We start from the raw sequence: 15,894 nt of genomic DNA, 5'->3' as shown, positions 1-15,894 counted from the left end.
TCGCGAGATCGTCAAACCTCTTCGACGGGAGACCCCCCGTGAGCTGCTGACTCACGCGCGCGACGCCATTGCACGAGCAGCCCGCCGGGAACGTCCTCAACGGTCAGCGCGTAGCAAATGTGGTCGCGCCAGGCTCCGTCGATGTGGAGTTGGCGACGCCGAATGCCTTCTTCCCTGAATCCGAGCTTCTCAACCACCCTACGGCTCGCGTGATTCTCGGGGCGGATGTTCGCCTCTAGTCGATGCAATCCGGTAGTGAAGAAGCAATGGTCAACGGCCATGGCGAGGGCGGTCGGGGTGATCCCCCGGCCGGCGAGGGCGCCGTCGACCCAATAACCGACCTGGGCAGAACGGGCAGATCCCCACACGATGGCGCCCACGGTCAGCTGCCCCGCGAACCGCCCCCCGTACGTGACCACCCAAGGCAGGGCCAGCCCCTGCCGCGCCTCGCGGCGCAGGGTGCCGACCATGGAGATGTAGGGCCCGAGCCCCGTCCTGAACAGCGGCGTCTCGGGATTGCTGGGCTCCCAGGGGCGGAGCCAGTTGGCGTTGCGCAGCCGGGTCTCGCGCCACACGCGTACGTCGCTCAGCCGCAGCGGCCGGAGGCCTACCGGGCCTTCGTTCAGGCTCGCCGGCCAGCCACGAAGTCGATCCACACCTCTTATCATCCCTCTATCGGGCACGATGCCGCCACGTGTGATTCGAATCGTGCTCAGCGCGGGTGGTCGCCGCCCCCCATCTGATCGACCGCGTGCCGGAGGATCGGGGCGAGTACGGCGACGCCATCGCGTACGCCACCGGACGATCCGGGCAAATTCACGATCAAGGTGTTGCCTGCCTGCCCCGCCAGCCCCCTGGACAGTACGGACGTAGGCACCTTTTCCCGGTTCGCCAGCCTGATCGCCTCGGCGATGCCGGGAATCTCCCGCGTGATCACCCGGGCGGTCATCTCCGGCGTGAGATCCATCGGCGTCAGCCCGGTCCCTCCGGTGGTCACGATGACGTCGTAGCCGCTCGCGACCCCTTCGCGGAGGGCAGCTTCGACCGCCTCGCCGTCCGGCACCACCACGGGCCCGTCGACCGCCTCGCACCCGGCATCGTCACGCAGCAGCTCGGCCAGCAGCGGCCCTGATTTATCGGCATAAATCCCAGCCGACGCCCGGTTCGACACCGTGATCACCAGTGCCCGCATCACGCCTCGTCCCTGGTCCAGCGGCCGGTCTTCCCGCCCAGTTTCTCCTCCACTCGCACGTCCGTGATCACCGCGGCCGGATCCACCGCCTTGACCATGTCGATCAGGGCCAGCGCCGCCACCGAGACCGCCGTCAGCGCCTCCATCTCCACGCCCGTGCGGTCGGCCGTCTTGACCCGGCACGTGATCGCCACGCCCCAGTCCTCGACGTCGAGCGTGACCTTCACTCCGTGCAGCGCGATCGGATGACAGAGCGGGATCAGATCGGGGGTCCGTTTCGCCCCCATGATCCCGGCGATCCGCGCCACTCCGAGCGCATCGCCCTTGGGCACCTCACCCGACCTCAGCAGCGCCACGACCTCGGCCGACAGCAGCACCCGCCCGGTGGCCACGGCGGTGCGGGCCGAGACGTCCTTGGCGGAGACGTCCACCATGCGAGCCGCGCCGGTCTCGTCGATGTGGGTCAGTTCGCTCATAGCCGGATCACCTCCACTGCGGACCCGCCGGGCACCTCGGTCACGTCCTCGGGCACCATGATCAGCGCGTTCGCCGAGGCCAGGGCGGCCAGTTGGTGGGAGCCCTGCCCGTGCACCGGCGACACCGTGCCATCGGAGGCGAGCACGCCGCGCAGGTAGGACCGCTTTCCCGCGGGCGAGCGCAGCGACGCGGTGACGTACGCGGTGACCGTCTCCGGCAGGCCGCTGGGGAGCCCGCGCATCTTGTCGAGCGCGGGACGTACGAACAGCCTGAAAGACACGAAGGACGACACAGGATTGCCGGGAAGGGCGAAGATCGGCACCTGGTCCTCCCCCAGGACGCCGAACCCCTGCGGCATCCCCGGCTGCATGGCGACCTTCTCGAAGCGTACGGTGCCGAGCGGCGACAGGGCTTCCTTGACCGGCTCGTACGCCCCCATCGACACCCCGCCGCTGGTGATGATCGCGTCAGCGCGTACCAGCTGGGTGTCGAGCTGGTCGAGCAGAGCGGCCGGGTCGTCCCCTACGGAACCCGCGCGGAAGCCCTCCGCGCCCGCCTCGCGCACGGCGGCCGTCAACGTGAAACTGTTGGAATCCCAGATCTGCCCGGGCGCGAGCTGCCCGCCGGGCTCGACCAGTTCGGCGCCCGTGGAGATGACGACGACCCGGGGCCGCGGCCGCGCCAACACGCGCCGCCGCCCGACCCCCGCGATGATCCCCAGCTGGGCGGGCCCGATCACGGTGCCCGGCTTGAGCACCACCTCGCCGGCCTGGACGTCCTCCCCGGCCCGGCGGATGGCGTTGCCCGCCGTGACGGGGCGGTCGATGCGTACGGAGACCGTCCCGCCGTCCGTCCACTCCACCGGCACCACGGCATCGGCCCCGGCCGGCATGGGGGCGCCGGTCATGATGCGTACGGCGTGCCCGGGCCCCACGGCCCGCAGCTCGCTGGACCCGGCCGCCACGTCGTCGATCACCGGCAACGTCACCGGAACATCCGAAATATCAGCAGAACGCACCGCGTAGCCATCCATGGCCGAGTTGTCGAACGGCGGCAGCGGTACCGGCGACGACACCTCCTCGGCCAGCGTCGTCCCCAGCGTCTGTTCCAGATCGAGCTCCAGCGGCGCGAGCGGACGCACGGTGGCCAGGATCTCGGCCAGATGCGCGTCAACCGATTTCATCGAGGAACTCCCGCAGCCACGGCACGAACTCGCCCGCCAAATCCTCGCGATTCGCCGCAAACTTCACCACGGTCCGCAAATAGTCCAGCTTGTCGCCGGTGTCGTAGCGCCGTCCCCTGAACAGCACCCCGTGTACGGGCCCGCCCGCCTCCGAGCCGCGACCGGCGAGCGTGCGCAGCGCGTCGGTGAGCTGGATCTCGCCCCCGCGCCCCGGCGGAGTGTTCTCCAGCACCTCGAACACCGCCGGGTCGATGACGTAACGCCCGATGATCGCCCAGTTGGACGGCGCCTCGTCGGCCGCCGGCTTCTCCACCAGGTCGGTCACGCGTACGACGTCGTCCTCGGAGGTGGGCTCGATGGTGGCGACGCCGTAGAGCGAGACCTGCTCCTTGGGCACCTCCATCAGCGCGATCACGCTTCCGCCGAACGTCTCCCGCACTTCGATCATGCGTTTGAGCAGCTGGTCGCGCTGGTCGATCAGGTCGTCGCCGAGCAGGCAGGCGAACGGATGATCGCCCACATGGTGCTTGGCGCAGAGCACCGCGTGGCCGAGCCCCTTGGGCTCGCCCTGGCGTACGTAGTGGAGCGTCGCGAGGGACGCCGGCTCGCGAACCTGCGACAGCCGATGTTCATCACCCTTGGCCTCGAGGGCCTCCTCCAGCTCGAACGCGCGGTCGAAGTGATCCTCGATGGAGCGCTTATTCTTGCCGGTGACCATGAGGACGTCGAGCAGCCCAGCGGAGGCGGCCTCCTCGACGACATACTGGATCGCGGGCTTGTCGACGATGGGCAACATCTCCTTGGGTGTCGCCTTGGTCGCCGGAAGGAACCGGGTGCCCAGACCCGCGGCGGGCACGACGGCTTTCGTCACAGGGTCGAAGTCAGCCATAAGTAGACCCTAGTGGAGGGACCTGTGGACAAGCTGAACCTGCGCCGCGAGCTGAACGCGGCACGTACCTGCCTCTCCCCCGAACAACTACGGGCAAACGCCATCAAAGTCCGCGAAACGCTGCTCGATCAGCCGTGGGTGCAGATGGCCGGTCTGGTGGCCTGCTACTGGTCGAAGGGGTCGGAGCCGGATACGCACGGGCTCGTGTTCGCTCTGTGGAAACACGGCGCCACGGTGATCCTTCCGGTCCTCTGTGAGGACAATGATCTGGATTGGGCAGTGTACGACGGGCCCGGCACGCTCGCGCCCGGCCGCTACGGCATCATGGAGCCCGTCGACACGCGCCGCGGCGTCGACACCGTCCGCACCGCCGCGCTCGTGATCGTTCCCGCGCTGGCGGTGGACCGGCAGACGGGGGTGCGCCTCGGGCGCGGCGGCGGCTCGTACGATCGTGCCCTGGCCAGGGTGGGTCCCAACGTCCCAACAGTGGCCCTGCTGCACGACGGCGAGTTGATCGACGGCATCCCCGCGGAGCCGCATGACCGGCACGTCCGATATGCGGTGACACCTCAGGGACTTACTAGTCTTATGTGAACGCAGGTACGAGAGGGGGCCAGATGACGCTGGATGTCTGGCTCCTCCTTGGTGCCGTCATTGTCATCGCGGCCATCGCGTCCGTACGCATCGCGCACCGCCTCGGCCTCCCGAGCCTGTTGGTGTACCTCGGCTTCGGGCTGATCCTTGGGGATGCCGGCGTCGGGATCCCCTTCAACGACCCGCACGTCGCGCAGCAGATCGGGCTGACCGCGCTGGCGGTGATCCTGGCCGAGGGCGGTCTCACCACGAACTGGTCCCATGTGCGGCGTTCCGTCCCCATGGCCTTGCTGATGGCGACCGTGGGCGTGGCGGTCAGCATCATCGTGGTGGCGGTGGCTGTACAGGCGCTTTTGGGGTTCGACACGACCACGGCGCTGATCCTCGGCGCGGTGCTGGCCTCCACGGACGCGGCCGCCGTCTTCTCCGTGCTGCGCAGGCTGCCGCTGCCGCCGCGGCTGGCGGGCATCCTGGAGGCGGAGTCCGGCTTCAACGACGCGCCTACGGTCATCGCCGTGGTGCTGCTCAGCAGTGCGGCCAACGACTCGGCGACCGTGGGAACGTTCCTGCTGGAAACCTCGACCGAGCTGATCATCGGCGCCGCGGTGGGCCTGGCCGTCGGCCCCGCGGGCGCTTACGCGCTGCGCCGGGTCGCCCTGCCCGCCTCCGGCCTCTACCCGATCGCCGTCCTCGCCCTCACCTTCGTCTCGTACGGCGGCGCGGTGCTGCTCCACGGCTCCGGCTTCCTGGCCGTCTACCTGACGGCGTTGATTCTGGGCAATTCGCGGCTGCCGCACCGCGCAGCGACCCGGGGTTTCGCGGAAGGCGCAGCCTGGCTGGCGCAAATCGGGCTGTTCGTCATGCTGGGCCTGCTGGCCAGCCCCAAGGAGATGCCGTCGGCCATCATTCCCGGCCTGGTCACCGGCACCATTCTGGTGCTCCTGGCGCGGCCCCTGTCCCTGATGGTGAGCTCCCTGGCGGCGCGGGCGGCGCGGCTGGGGCCGGTGAGCTGGCGCGAGCAGGCGTTCCTGTCGTGGGCCGGGCTGCGCGGCGCGATCCCGATCGTGCTCGCCACCATCCCCTGGGCCGCCGGAGTCGAGGGCTCCAAAGAGATCTTCAACCAGGTTTTCGTGATCGTCATCGTGTTCACCCTGCTCCAGGGGCCGACGCTGCCGTTCGCGGCCCGGCTGCTCGGGGTGAGCGCTCCCGCGGAGGCGCACGACCTCTCCGTGGAGTCGGCGCCGCTGGAGGAGCTCAAGGCGGACCTGCTGCAGGTCAAGGTGCCCCCCGGCTCGCGCCTGCACGGCGTGGAGATCTTCGAGCTGCGCCTCCCCACCGGCGCCCAGGTGACCCTGATCGTCCGCGACGGCAAATCCTTCGTGCCCACCAGCACGACCAGGGTCAGGGTGGACGACCAGCTTTTGCTGGTCACCACCGCCGCCTGCCGCGACCAGGTGGAACGCCGCCTGCGCGCCGTGAGCCGCAGCGGGAAGCTGGCCGGTTGGTACGGAGAGCGGGGGTTGGAATAGGCGTTTGACCTAATCGGTTACCATTAGCAGTCGCAACGCTCGAGTGCCAGCATCTGAAGGAGGAGCCGCGTGCCGACTTACCAGTACGCCTGTAACGACTGCGGTGAGCAGCTCGAGGTCGTTCAGAAGTTCAGCGACGATGCGTTGACGGTTTGCCCGGAGTGCGAGGGCAACCTGCGGAAGGTGTTCTCCGCGGTCGGCATCGTCTTCAAGGGCTCCGGCTTCTACCGGACCGACAACCGGACGTCCTCTTCTTCCTCTTCTTCCTCTAATGGGTCGTCTGGCTCGTCGAAGCCTGCGGAGAGCAAGTCCGCGGACTCGGGCTCGTCCACCCCGGCCGCTGCCCCCGCGCCGGCCGCTGCCTCCAACTGATCGTCCTCCGGGCATATCGGGTAGTTGACGCGAGCGCCTGCCACGGCTCTGAGCCGTTGGACGGCGCTTGCCGTACCGCCACGCGTCAAGCGCTGATGCTCTGGGGCAGGAGCGCGTCGCCGAGCATGCGCCAGTACGGCATCGCGGACCGGCCAGGCTCGATCCCGATCACCTGCACGCCGACATGGTCGGCTCCGGCCTCGACATGGGCGTGGAGCTTCTCGACGATGGTGTCCAGGTCGCCCCAGAACACGAGGTCGTCGACGATTCGGTCGCTGCCGCCGTTGGCGATCTCCTCCTCCGAATAGCCGAGCCGGCGGAACTTCGCGATGTTGTACTTGGTATTCAGGTAGACGTGCAGGTGCTCGCGCGCGATCGCGCGAGCCTTGTCAGGGTCGGACTCGAACAGCACCGCGTGTTCGACACCCAGGAACGCGTCCGGCCCGAGGATCTCCCGCGCCTGCGCGGTGTGTGCCACATTGACGTGGTACGCGTGGGCGCCGGCAGAGCGGTCACGAGCCAGCTCCAGCATTTTGGGGCCGTACGCGGCCAGGATGCGGTGCATCGGGGCCTTGGGCGTGGGGTTGGGCGTCTCGAGCGCGTCCATTTCGTCGAGATACTCGATCATGGCCGCCAGGGGCTTGGTCGCCGGGCGGTCGACACCGCCGAACCCCAGACCGAGCACGTGCCGGTTGGGGTAGGCGTCGGCCAAGAGAAGGCCGGCGCCGTACGTCCACTGGGCCCCGCGCGACCAGATCTGTGCGATGCCGTTGATGATGTGCATCCGCTCGGTGCAGGAGAGCAGATAGCCGGCGTGCGTGAGCGCCTCGCGCCCGAAAAGCTCGGGGATCCAGAACGCCCGCCATCCCTGCTCCTCGAGCTCCTGAATCGACTCGCGCATCTGCGCGGCCGGCTGGTTCTCGAAGTCAAAGGTCCAGACCCCGAAGGTCCCAAGATCCAGACCATTGATGCCACCCATCGCACATCTCCTCGCGTATGTCGCCGATTACAACATATCGGACTATCGCAGAATGACGATGTGATGTGCAACCCGGCGTGATGCGCAACCCGGTCTCCTCCGCGCCGGCCGGGATCCGCCTACGAGCTCTCGCCTGCCGCCGTCCACCTCGACCGCTGCATCGCGTACCCGCGGTTCCATCACTCAACCGTGGCGACATCATCGTCACCGGCGCTCCGCCGGGAGCCGGATACTTCCGCATGTCACCAGAGCCGATGGCCCGGTCGACAAGGTGACGATGACCGCCCTGGAGCTCAGTGGTCGCGGCCGGCCACGAGTCCATGGCGGCGCCGTGCTGCCTGAACCGCCCTATCGCCACGGCCTGGCGAATCCCGCGCAGCACCGAGGAAGCCAGCGGCCGATCCCCTGCGCATCCGCCATGGGAAGCCTCGCCCTAGAGCGTCCAACCTTGTCTGACATAGAGGGTCCGACCTAGAGGGTCCGACCTAGAGCGTCTTCCCGAGCACGGCGACGAGCTCGGCAATGCGCTGCTCATCCCGCTTGTAGTGGGTCCACTTGCCCACTCGCGTCGCCCGCACCAAGCCTGCCCGCTGCAGTTCGGCCATGTACGCCGACACCGTCGACTGAGCCAGCCCCACCTTGGCGTGGATGTGGCTCACACACACCCCCACCTCAACCGGGTCGGCGATCGCTCCCTCCAGCGAGAAGTGACGCTCGGGCTCGCGCAACCACGACAGCAGCTGCAATCTCATCGGGTTCGACAGCGCCCGCAACGCGCCGACCACGTCGAGATCCGATGAACCCACAGTCTCCGCCATAGACCCAGAATATAGGTCATTATCGACGTTTCGCATGACTTCGATATGAACGAGAACGCGCACGCCGAACGCCAAGAGCACCCCGGAAACCGCATGACCCCGCCCTGTCCGCCCCATTCCCGGACTCCTGCAACCGAGGAAGTTATCCACAGAACCCAATTCGGCCGACTCCAGATCATCTCCGATCCGGCTACCCTCAGCGCCATGGTCACTCGCGCAGACATCGGCGTCATTGGCGGTTCGGGCTTCTACTCCCTGCTCGACGACGCGGAGGAGATCCAACTCGCCACTCCCTACGGCCCGCCGAGCGATGCCGTCACGATTGGACGCATCGGCTCGCGTTCGGTGGCGTTCATCCCCAGACATGGGCGAGACCACCGTTTCCCACCGCACCGCATCCCCTACCGCGCCAACCTCTGGGCGCTGCGCTCCCTCGGTGTCCGCCAAGTGCTCGCGCCGAGCGCCGTGGGCTCGCTGCAAGCCGAATACGGCCCGGGCGCCATGGTCATCCCCGACCAATTGATAGACCGCACCTCAGGACGCGTCCAGACTTACTACGACATAGACGGCGCGGTCCACGTCTCCTTCGCGGATCCGTACTGCCCGTCGGGCCGAGCCGTGGCCGTGCAGACCGCCCGAGCCGGCGAATGGGAAACCGTCGACGGCGGCACCCTGGTCATCATCGAAGGCCCGCGCTTCTCGACGCGAGCAGAGTCGCAGTGGTACGCGAGCAACGGCTGGTCGATCATCGGCATGACCGGCCACCCGGAGGCGGTCCTGGCCCGCGAGCTGGCCCTGTGTTACACGTCGCTCTGCCTGGTGACCGATCATGACGCCGGGGTGGAGGCCGGCCAGGGCGTCACCCACGACGAGGTCCTGGAGTTCTTCGCCCAAAACGTCACCCGCATGCGCACCCTGGTGGCCGACACCGTGCAGGCCCTCCCCGAGGAGCGCACCTGCGCCTGCGGCGCGGCCCTGGACGGCATCAAGCTCCCCTTCGAGCTACCGTGATCCAGGCCTGGCTCAGCCGGTACGGCCGTCGCCGCCGCCTCATCGCGGCGACGCTGGCGGCCATCGCCGTCATATCCGCATACTTCGCCATCCGCCCCACCCCGCCCGCCTCGGTCCTGGTGGCAACCCGCGACCTGCCACCCGGCCCCCTCGCCCCGGCAGACCTCCACCCGACGCCGCTCAACCACCCACCGGACGGAGCACTACGTACGATCACGGCCGCGACCGGCCGATTCCTGACCTCCCCCATGCGCAAGGGCGAGCCCTTGACAGACGCCCGTCTCCTCACCTCTTACCGCCTGCCCCCAGGCATGGTGGCAACCCCGGTACGCATCTCCGACCCGGAAGCCGTAAGCCTCATGACCCCCGGCTCCACCATCGACGTCCTGGCCGCCTGGGAAGAGTCCCACCCGGCCCGCTCGATCGCGGAAGACGTAACCGTCATCACCATCCCGCCGAGAACCGGGAGATCATCCGACAACCACGGCGCCCTGCTGGTACTCGCGACCACCCCGACCCAAGCAACCGAATTGGCAGCAGCCCAAGCAAGCGCCCGCCTGTCGATAACCATCGACCCCACCGCGAAGTAAGCGGTCCGGCTACTACCTGTCGGATATCGCCAAAGCCGCCTACCGCTGAGCGTTCTACCGCATCCAGCAGCAGAACGCCGGGCCCAATGAGCAGGAGGAAGACTACAGAAGCGAATCGATCTTGGGATCGTACTCCCAATGCCAGGGCTCGAACGGGCTGCTGTAGGCCCAGGAGGGATGGAACCACCCATACCGCTTGGAGTTCCGTTCCATCCACACGAACTCGGCGGACCCCGCTCTCTCCACCCCGCCGCACAGGTCCACAGCCAGCCCCAGCCCGTGATTGCTCCGGCCAGGCACGGCGGCGAACCCCGGCCGCCGATAGTAGATCGACTGCTGCTCGGCAAGGTTCCGGTACGCGTCGGTCACGCACATGGGCTTCCCGAACCGCTTGCGATAGGCCTCGTTGAGGCTCACGAACGCGATGGTGGCGTCAGCCCTCAGGCTGAACCCCTTCTGCTGCAACGGGCAGAGCATGGCCTTGGGAATCAGCCCGTTGGGGTAACTGCCGGCCGTCGCCGCCCGCAGCGGATCGCACGCCAGCGCCGCCCGCCCCACCTTGTCGACCTTGATCCCCAGCTTCACCAGCGCCGTGGTCAGCGACCTCACGATCTTGTCCGATCGCTGCCGCAACGTATCAACCTCGGCCGAGAGCTGCGCCTCAGCCAGCAGGTTCCCCGCCCGGAGCTCCTGCGCCTCACCGGCCAGCCGCTCGGTCTCCTTGTAGAGCGCAGCGGTCTGCTCGACCGCCTGCTGCCGTACTGCCACGATCTGTCCCGTATCGGCCAGTGCCCGCAAGGTCTTCTCATTCGCGGTCCCGGACAGGAACGGCGCGATCCCGTCGATCGGGTGCTCGTACAGCAACTCCGCCATCTGCGACACGGGCTTCCGCATGACGGCGAGCCGCTGCTCCAGCTGCTCCATAGCCGTCAGCTTGGTCTTGAGCTCCTTCTCGGAGGCGGCGATGGTGGCCCGCCGCTTCTCCAGGGCCTTGGTGGCCTCCTCGAGCTCCTTGGCCGACTTCTCGGCCTCTTTCCGCAGCTCAGTCAGGTTCCCTGGATCCCGCCGGTCCTGCACCTGCGCCTGAACGCTCACCTGCGCCTGCCCTTGCCCAGGAGGCACCAAAAAAGAAGCCATCGCCACGACGACCGCGATCAGACCCGCTGATCGAGGGGCTGGCACGTTCGACTCCTCCGTATGCAAACTCGTTACCTGGGTCAGGCACGCACGTTACTACAGCACCCCGAGTGTCCGGACCGAACTCCGGAGAGCTGTTATGAGACAAAAAACCCACTTTGCCCACCCAGCCCCCACAACCAGCCACAACCCCGCCCCACCCCATCACCTGGACTCCCCTGACCACTCCAGCTCCGATGGCCTCACATCCCCAGGCGGCGCCCAACTGTCCGCGGCCCCCAGAAACCTCCCTCGCTCCTGCTCCTCATCCCTGCACAACTCCCACAACCAGGTGTCCTCCCACTCCCCTGGACACCCGGCCCGAGGCCGCACAGGAGCCGGCGTATAAGGCTCCTCGGCAACAGGAGCCGGATCACCGACCTCATCAACCCCCACAGCCTGCGGCCCGCTCGAAACCGCCTGCACGGGCGCAGGAACGTGGCCTTCGTACCAGCGATCAGGATGAGCAGGCACAGGCACCAGCACCGGCTCGAACGCCAGCAGCCGCCCACCCCCACCGCCGCCCGCCGTACCAGCAGCCGCGGCCCCATCCTCAAACCCTCGCATCTCACCCACCAGCAACCCCCCGGCAAGGATCGCCGGCGCCAGCAACGCCGCCACCAACACAACGGGCCGCCGACGCGCCTGCCTGCATCGCCTTCTGGTCACACGCAGACGCTATCCACGAGCGATGAGCGCGAATCTGATCACTTGTCATGCCTTTACCGCAGCTCAGAGCACCCATAACCAAGCCCGCCAAAGTCGTCCGGCCGGACGTACCACGCAGTGCCAGACTTTCGCTAGGCTTACGGGAGTCCGCCTCCGTAGCTCAGGGGATAGAGCACCGCTCTCCTAAAGCGGGTGCCGCAGGTTCGAATCCTGCCGGGGGCACTCTTCTCCACCAGGCATTTTGGTCTCCGACCTGCGGTTTCTCGACCGCAGGTCTTTGCTTGTCAGGCCCTTGGTAGGTCGCCGAGGGCACCCGTATGCAGCCGTAGGACCTTGATCACGGGATATATGCGGGATGATCTTGGCGGTGTTTCACCAGGTCAGATCTCAATTCTGGGCCATCCAGGGTCTCCAGCGAGAAGGTCGTGGATGTGGTTGGGCTGGACGCAACCCGGCCGTGCGCGGTAGTGCTGGTCGTGGATGAGAAGTCCCATGCGCCACGAGGCGCTGATGGAAGCCGTGCGGAAGGAAGTCCTCGCCGGCGGTCATCGCAGTGACTGGTTGAAGTCGAAGGCAAGTCGAGGCCTCCCGGGGGCAAGACCGGGAGGCCTCGACAGCATGGGCGGGGGCCGAACTACCAGACGGCTCATGCTCGCAGGCACACCCAGCAATCGTGCCCCGCAAGATGGTTGCGCCAGCAAATATCTCAACAAATGCTGTGTTAGCGCGATGAAGCCGGGTTGCGTGAACAGCTCCGGCTGCGAGGCCAACCGGACTGGACACCGCCAGGCCGGGTCCATGCGCGAGCCGACTGGGCCTACAACGGACTTGCGCCCACGGATGTGCCCGACACGGGTGGGTGCCATCATTTCACGACGGGGGAACGTCGGTGCGAGTGATGGCGGTGTATAGCTCGCGCAGGGCGGCCACCACAGGTAGAAAGGCGCGCAGAAGGTCGGCCAAGGCTCGCGGAAGGCGGGTGGCGGTGTGGAGGATGAGCACGGCGGCGCCGATAGCGGCCAGGATCGTGGAGGTCATGTCTCTACGGTCCAGCAACGAACCGTTCGGCTTCATCCGGTCGCCGCGAAGTCGCGCAAAAGCCCCGCTTGAGGGAGATGACGGGTTTTAGGCTCCGAACAGGAACCGAACACCGGAGGTCACGTGACATGAGGGGGAGGATTATCAATCCTCATCAGATCCACACTAGGGCTGACCTGAGCATGATGCTGCAGCGGCTGTTCGCTTCCGCCGAATCGGGCTATCTAAAGGTCGCCATTGATGCCGGAATCGGGAACGCGACGCTGCATGGCATGGTCAACGGGCGTACGTTCCCTCGCTGGCGCACCTTGAAGGCTGTCCTGATCGCTTTAGGTATCCGGCAGGAGCGCCAGTTGGCAGCCTGGCAGGCTGCCCATGGCCGAGCCAGGGATGATAAGCCCCCAGCATGCGGCCCCGCTACTAAGCTGGGGTGGCTTCTTGCCGAGGTGAGCGACCCGTTCATGTTGGAGGTTCATCGGCCAATCCGCGTGGACGAGCACGGTGGGCCTGCCTTGCCACTCCTCCCGCCCTACCTGCTCAGAAAACATGACCAAGAACTGGCCCAGGTCGTTGCACGGGCAGCCGGCGGGGAAAGCGTAATGGCGGTGCTGGTCGGCGGCTCTTCTACGGGCAAGACACGCGCCTGCTGGGAAGCTCTGGCACCGCTACGCGCGCTTCCAGGCTGGCGGCTGTGGCATCCCTTCGACCCCACCCGGCCCGAAGCCGCGCTGGCGGGGTTGGCTCAGGTCGGTCCACGTACGGTGGTGTGGCTGAACGAGACCCAGTTGTACCTAGAGACCTCAGGCGATGTGGGAGAACGGGTCGCCGCCGCACTCCATACCCTGCTCACCGACCCTGCTCGCCGCCCGGCCCTAGTACTGGGCACGATCTGGCCCCGGGAATGGAACACTCTCACCACGCGTGCCAACCTTGATCGGCACTCCCAGGCCCGTACCCTTCTTACTAACCTGGCCGCCCCTGACATCGCCGTGCCTGAAGCCTTCACCGACAAGGAGCTAAGCGCCTTGCGCGATGTCTTCGGTACCGACCCACGGTTAGCTCGCGCCCGTGCCGAAGCTGTCAACGGCCACATCACCCAGTACCTCGCCGGTGTCCCCGAGCTTCTAAAGAGTTACCAGCACGCACCCCCCACGGCCAAAGCCATCATCGACGCAGCTATGGATGCTCGGCGACTCGGCTTTGGCCCGGCAATACCACTCGCGCTACTGGAGGAAGTGGCCCAGTCTTATCTCTCCGACCTCGAATTGGAGGCTGCTGGCGACAACTGGCTGAAAGAAGCCCTGGACTACACCGCCAAGCCTTGCAAAGGCGTCCCCGGCCCTCTCACTCGCATCCGCCCTCGCGCCACCTCGGAGTCCGCCACAGTTCCCTACCCAGGGCCGCTGTACCGTCTGGCTGAGTACCTCTACCAGTACGGCCGCCGCATCCGCAGCGATTTGCTACCCCCTGCCGCATTCTGGACGGCCCTCAGCCGCTATGCGGCTCCTCCTGACCTGATGCTGTTGGCTAACGCTGCGCTCGATCGTGGCCTGGACTGCCACGCGGCTCAACTCGTGAAACGCGCCGCCACCATCACCACCCCCCTCGACACGCACTGCGCGTATCGGCTGGTGAAGGAACTGCAAAGGTGGGGCGCGACCGACCAGGCCGCCGTACTGGCCAAGCGCGCGGCCGCCCACGGTTCCCTTGACCACCCACACGACGTGGTCGAGTTGATCACAATCCTGCGGGAGTTGGGCGCAACCGACCGAGTCACTGCGCTAATCGCCCGGAACCCCGCCAGTCACGTTCGCCTCGACGACCCGCGCAGTGTGGCTAGGTTGGTGAGAATACTGCAAGGGTCGGGCGCGACCGGCCAGGCACTCACACTGGCCAAGCGCGCCGCCACCCATGTTCTTCATCTTGGCTGGCCTGGCCATGTGGGCCTCATCCTGAGAGTGCTACGAGACCTGGGCGCGACCGACCAGTTCACCGCACTGGCCAAGAATGCCGCTGCTCACGCTTGCCTCGACGATCCAACCAGCGTGAGCGGTCTCCTGAGGAGTCTGCAAGAGCTCGGCGCGCCCGACCAGGCACTGGCACTGGCCAAGCGCGCCGCCACCCGTGTCGGCCTTGGCTCGCCGATCCACGTGGTCATGCTGTTGGAGGAATTGCTAGACATGGGCGCGACCGACCAAGCCACCGCACTGGTCCAGCACGCCGCCACCAACATTCCCCTCAGCGACGCGTATGCCGTAGCCACGCTGCTGGAGGCACTGCGAAGGCTGAGCGCGACCGACCAAGCCCTGGCATTGGCCAAGCGTGCCGCCACTCCTACTGTGCTCGACCACCAGTACGGCGTGCCCGCGCTGCTGGAGACGATGCGAGAGGTGGGCGCGACCGACCAAGTCAACGCACTGGCCCACTATGCCCGCCTCGACAACCCGAATGGCGTCGCCGCGCTGCTGGAAGCGCTGCAAAAGGCGGGGGCAACCGACCATGTGACCGCACTAATCGCCCGCAACCCCGCCGCTCATGCCCACCTCGGCGACGTTTATGGCGTCGCCGCGCTGCTAAGGGCGATGCGAGAGGTGGGCGCGACCGACCAAGTCACCGCACTGGCTCAGCGCGCAGCCACCAACGCCCCGCTCGACCACCTGCACGGTGTGGCGGCACTACTGAAGGAATTGCGAAAGCTGGGCACGACCGAACACGCCAGCGTCCTAGCTCAGCGCGCAGCCACCCACGCTCCCCTCGACGACCCTAGAGGCACGGCCGTACTACTGAAGGAATTGCGAAAGCTGGGCACGACCGAACACGCCAGCGTCCTAGCTCAGCGCGCAGCCACCCACGCTCCCCTCGACGACCCTAGAGGCACGGCCGTACTACTGAGGGAGCTGCGAGAGTCGTCCGACACCAACCAAGCATTCACACTGGCCCGTCGCGCCGCCACTGACATTTGCCTCGAGGATTCGACCAGAGTGGAAGAGCTGCTAGGAGCGCTCCGAGAGCTGGGGATGACCGACCAGATCAGCATTCTCATTGATCGGCTACCTGCTGCTGGCCACTTCTTTCTGTTCTTGAAGCAGCAGGGAACCAGCACAACGCGCTTTCGATTTGGCCGCAACCCTGATGGCAGTCCCGCTGGACAATGGAGCTGGAACGAGCTCGAGTGATCTCGGATGGGAGCATCGTAAACCTCAGTGGATAGGCTTCCTAATTGTTTCGTGACACTCGTTTGCCCGTGATAGCGACACTGGCTGCGAGCATGCGGATTCTGACAATTCGGCAGAGGTTGGAGGTCGCGTCCGAGATGCGGTGTAAATAGATCACGAGCGTAGGTTCCGTGTTGAACCGCCAAGTTCGCACGAAGAAAG

The 15,894-nt window shown here is 66.8% G+C and carries 15 protein-coding genes and 1 tRNA gene; 7 read left to right on the top strand and 9 right to left on the bottom strand.

The annotated features are described in order from the left end of the window. Positions 1-11: 11 nt before the first annotated feature. Genes ACTMTI_RS20895 through galU form a run of 5 tightly spaced genes read right to left on the bottom strand, consistent with a single transcriptional unit; the run spans position 12 to position 3,741 of the window. Entirely contained in the window at positions 12-656 is a 645-nt protein-coding gene (locus ACTMTI_RS20895; protein WP_441122117.1) for a GNAT family N-acetyltransferase, read from the bottom strand. Between the two features lie 56 nt (positions 657-712). Continuing rightward, a complete protein-coding gene (locus ACTMTI_RS20890) occupies positions 713-1,192 on the bottom strand; it encodes a MogA/MoaB family molybdenum cofactor biosynthesis protein (protein ID WP_441122469.1) in 480 nt (159 codons plus the stop codon). Continuing rightward, positions 1,192-1,668, bottom strand: a complete 477-nt coding sequence (gene moaC, locus ACTMTI_RS20885) for a cyclic pyranopterin monophosphate synthase MoaC (RefSeq protein WP_441122116.1) — start codon at positions 1,666-1,668, stop codon at positions 1,192-1,194. Before moaC ends, ACTMTI_RS20890 begins: the two co-directional genes overlap by 1 nt. After that, positions 1,665-2,852 (bottom strand): molybdotransferase-like divisome protein Glp, encoded by a 1,188-nt coding sequence (gene glp, locus ACTMTI_RS20880; protein WP_441122115.1) that lies wholly within the window; start codon positions 2,850-2,852, stop codon positions 1,665-1,667. The genes moaC and glp overlap by 4 nt, the downstream gene beginning before the upstream one ends. Further along, positions 2,839-3,741, bottom strand: a complete 903-nt coding sequence (gene galU, locus ACTMTI_RS20875; protein WP_441122114.1) for a UTP--glucose-1-phosphate uridylyltransferase GalU — start codon at positions 3,739-3,741, stop codon at positions 2,839-2,841. The genes glp and galU overlap by 14 nt, the downstream gene beginning before the upstream one ends. A 24-nt stretch (positions 3,742-3,765) precedes the next feature. Here galU and ACTMTI_RS20870 point away from each other — a divergent pair, with 24 nt between their 5' ends. From ACTMTI_RS20870 to ACTMTI_RS20860, 3 genes are all read left to right on the top strand, one after another. After that, positions 3,766-4,335, top strand: a complete 570-nt coding sequence (locus ACTMTI_RS20870) for a 5-formyltetrahydrofolate cyclo-ligase (protein WP_441122113.1) — start codon at positions 3,766-3,768, stop codon at positions 4,333-4,335. A gap of 23 nt (positions 4,336-4,358) precedes the next feature. Then, complete coding sequence (locus ACTMTI_RS20865) at positions 4,359-5,864, top strand: potassium/proton antiporter (RefSeq protein WP_441122112.1); 1,506 nt, start codon at positions 4,359-4,361, stop codon at positions 5,862-5,864. A gap of 69 nt (positions 5,865-5,933) precedes the next feature. Further along, positions 5,934-6,236: an FmdB family zinc ribbon protein gene (locus ACTMTI_RS20860; protein WP_441122111.1), complete on the top strand. Its 303-nt coding sequence runs from the start codon at positions 5,934-5,936 to the stop codon at positions 6,234-6,236. A gap of 85 nt (positions 6,237-6,321) precedes the next feature. On the opposite strand, the gene ACTMTI_RS20855 is transcribed toward ACTMTI_RS20860, so the two are convergent. Together ACTMTI_RS20855 and ACTMTI_RS20850 are read right to left on the bottom strand one after the other, a co-directional pair. Next, positions 6,322-7,215, bottom strand: a complete 894-nt coding sequence (locus ACTMTI_RS20855) for a TIGR03620 family F420-dependent LLM class oxidoreductase (protein ID WP_441122110.1) — start codon at positions 7,213-7,215, stop codon at positions 6,322-6,324. 485 nt (positions 7,216-7,700) lie between these two features. Further along, entirely contained in the window at positions 7,701-8,033 is a 333-nt protein-coding gene (locus tag ACTMTI_RS20850; RefSeq protein ID WP_441122109.1) for an ArsR/SmtB family transcription factor, read from the bottom strand. A gap of 204 nt (positions 8,034-8,237) precedes the next feature. Between ACTMTI_RS20850 and ACTMTI_RS20845 the strand changes: the two genes are divergently transcribed. Both ACTMTI_RS20845 and cpaB read left to right on the top strand, forming a co-directional pair. Then, positions 8,238-9,044, top strand: a complete 807-nt coding sequence (locus ACTMTI_RS20845) for an S-methyl-5'-thioadenosine phosphorylase (RefSeq protein WP_441122108.1) — start codon at positions 8,238-8,240, stop codon at positions 9,042-9,044. After that, positions 9,041-9,634 (top strand): Flp pilus assembly protein CpaB, encoded by a 594-nt coding sequence (cpaB, locus tag ACTMTI_RS20840; RefSeq protein WP_441122107.1) that lies wholly within the window; start codon positions 9,041-9,043, stop codon positions 9,632-9,634. Before ACTMTI_RS20845 ends, cpaB begins: the two co-directional genes overlap by 4 nt. A 102-nt stretch (positions 9,635-9,736) precedes the next feature. Here the strand turns inward: cpaB and ACTMTI_RS20835 are convergent, their stop codons facing one another. Then, positions 9,737-10,816 (bottom strand): D-alanyl-D-alanine carboxypeptidase family protein, encoded by a 1,080-nt coding sequence (locus ACTMTI_RS20835; RefSeq protein WP_441122106.1) that lies wholly within the window; start codon positions 10,814-10,816, stop codon positions 9,737-9,739. A gap of 812 nt (positions 10,817-11,628) precedes the next feature. Between ACTMTI_RS20835 and ACTMTI_RS20830 the strand changes: the two genes are divergently transcribed. After that, a tRNA-Arg gene (locus tag ACTMTI_RS20830) sits at positions 11,629-11,701 on the top strand. 648 nt (positions 11,702-12,349) lie between these two features. Here ACTMTI_RS20830 and ACTMTI_RS20825 read toward each other — a convergent pair. Beyond that, a complete protein-coding gene (locus ACTMTI_RS20825; protein WP_441122105.1) occupies positions 12,350-12,517 on the bottom strand; it encodes a hypothetical protein in 168 nt (55 codons plus the stop codon). Between the two features lie 182 nt (positions 12,518-12,699). On the opposite strand from ACTMTI_RS20825, the gene ACTMTI_RS20820 reads away from it, so the two are divergent. Continuing rightward, positions 12,700-15,693 (top strand): hypothetical protein, encoded by a 2,994-nt coding sequence (locus tag ACTMTI_RS20820; protein ID WP_441122104.1) that lies wholly within the window; start codon positions 12,700-12,702, stop codon positions 15,691-15,693. Positions 15,694-15,894 lie beyond the last annotated feature (201 nt).

The organism is Nonomuraea sp. H19 (assembly GCF_052068215.1).
GTDB lineage: Bacteria > Actinomycetota > Actinomycetes > Streptosporangiales > Streptosporangiaceae > Nonomuraea.
The sequence above is the reverse complement of the archived record's forward strand: the minus strand, read 5'-3'. Positions and strand labels throughout refer to the sequence as shown.

What these genes read in the sequence shown, in the direction of transcription:
- ACTMTI_RS20890 (WP_441122469.1), bottom strand. Translation starts at nt 1,192, where the DNA reads ATGCGGGCACTGGTGATCACGGTGTCGAACCGGGCGTCGGCTGGGATT.
- moaC (WP_441122116.1), bottom strand. Translation starts at nt 1,668, where the DNA reads ATGAGCGAACTGACCCACATCGACGAGACCGGCGCGGCTCGCATGGTG.
- glp (WP_441122115.1), bottom strand. Translation starts at nt 2,852, where the DNA reads ATGAAATCGGTTGACGCGCATCTGGCCGAGATCCTGGCCACCGTGCGT.
- galU (WP_441122114.1), bottom strand. Translation starts at nt 3,741, where the DNA reads ATGGCTGACTTCGACCCTGTGACGAAAGCCGTCGTGCCCGCCGCGGGT.
- ACTMTI_RS20865 (WP_441122112.1), top strand. Translation starts at nt 4,359, where the DNA reads ATGACGCTGGATGTCTGGCTCCTCCTTGGTGCCGTCATTGTCATCGCG.
- ACTMTI_RS20855 (WP_441122110.1), bottom strand. Translation starts at nt 7,215, where the DNA reads ATGGGTGGCATCAATGGTCTGGATCTTGGGACCTTCGGGGTCTGGACC.
- ACTMTI_RS20850 (WP_441122109.1), bottom strand. Translation starts at nt 8,033, where the DNA reads ATGGCGGAGACTGTGGGTTCATCGGATCTCGACGTGGTCGGCGCGTTG.
- ACTMTI_RS20845 (WP_441122108.1), top strand. Translation starts at nt 8,238, where the DNA reads ATGGTCACTCGCGCAGACATCGGCGTCATTGGCGGTTCGGGCTTCTAC.
- ACTMTI_RS20825 (WP_441122105.1), bottom strand. Translation starts at nt 12,517, where the DNA reads ATGACCTCCACGATCCTGGCCGCTATCGGCGCCGCCGTGCTCATCCTC.
- ACTMTI_RS20820 (WP_441122104.1), top strand. Translation starts at nt 12,700, where the DNA reads ATGATGCTGCAGCGGCTGTTCGCTTCCGCCGAATCGGGCTATCTAAAG.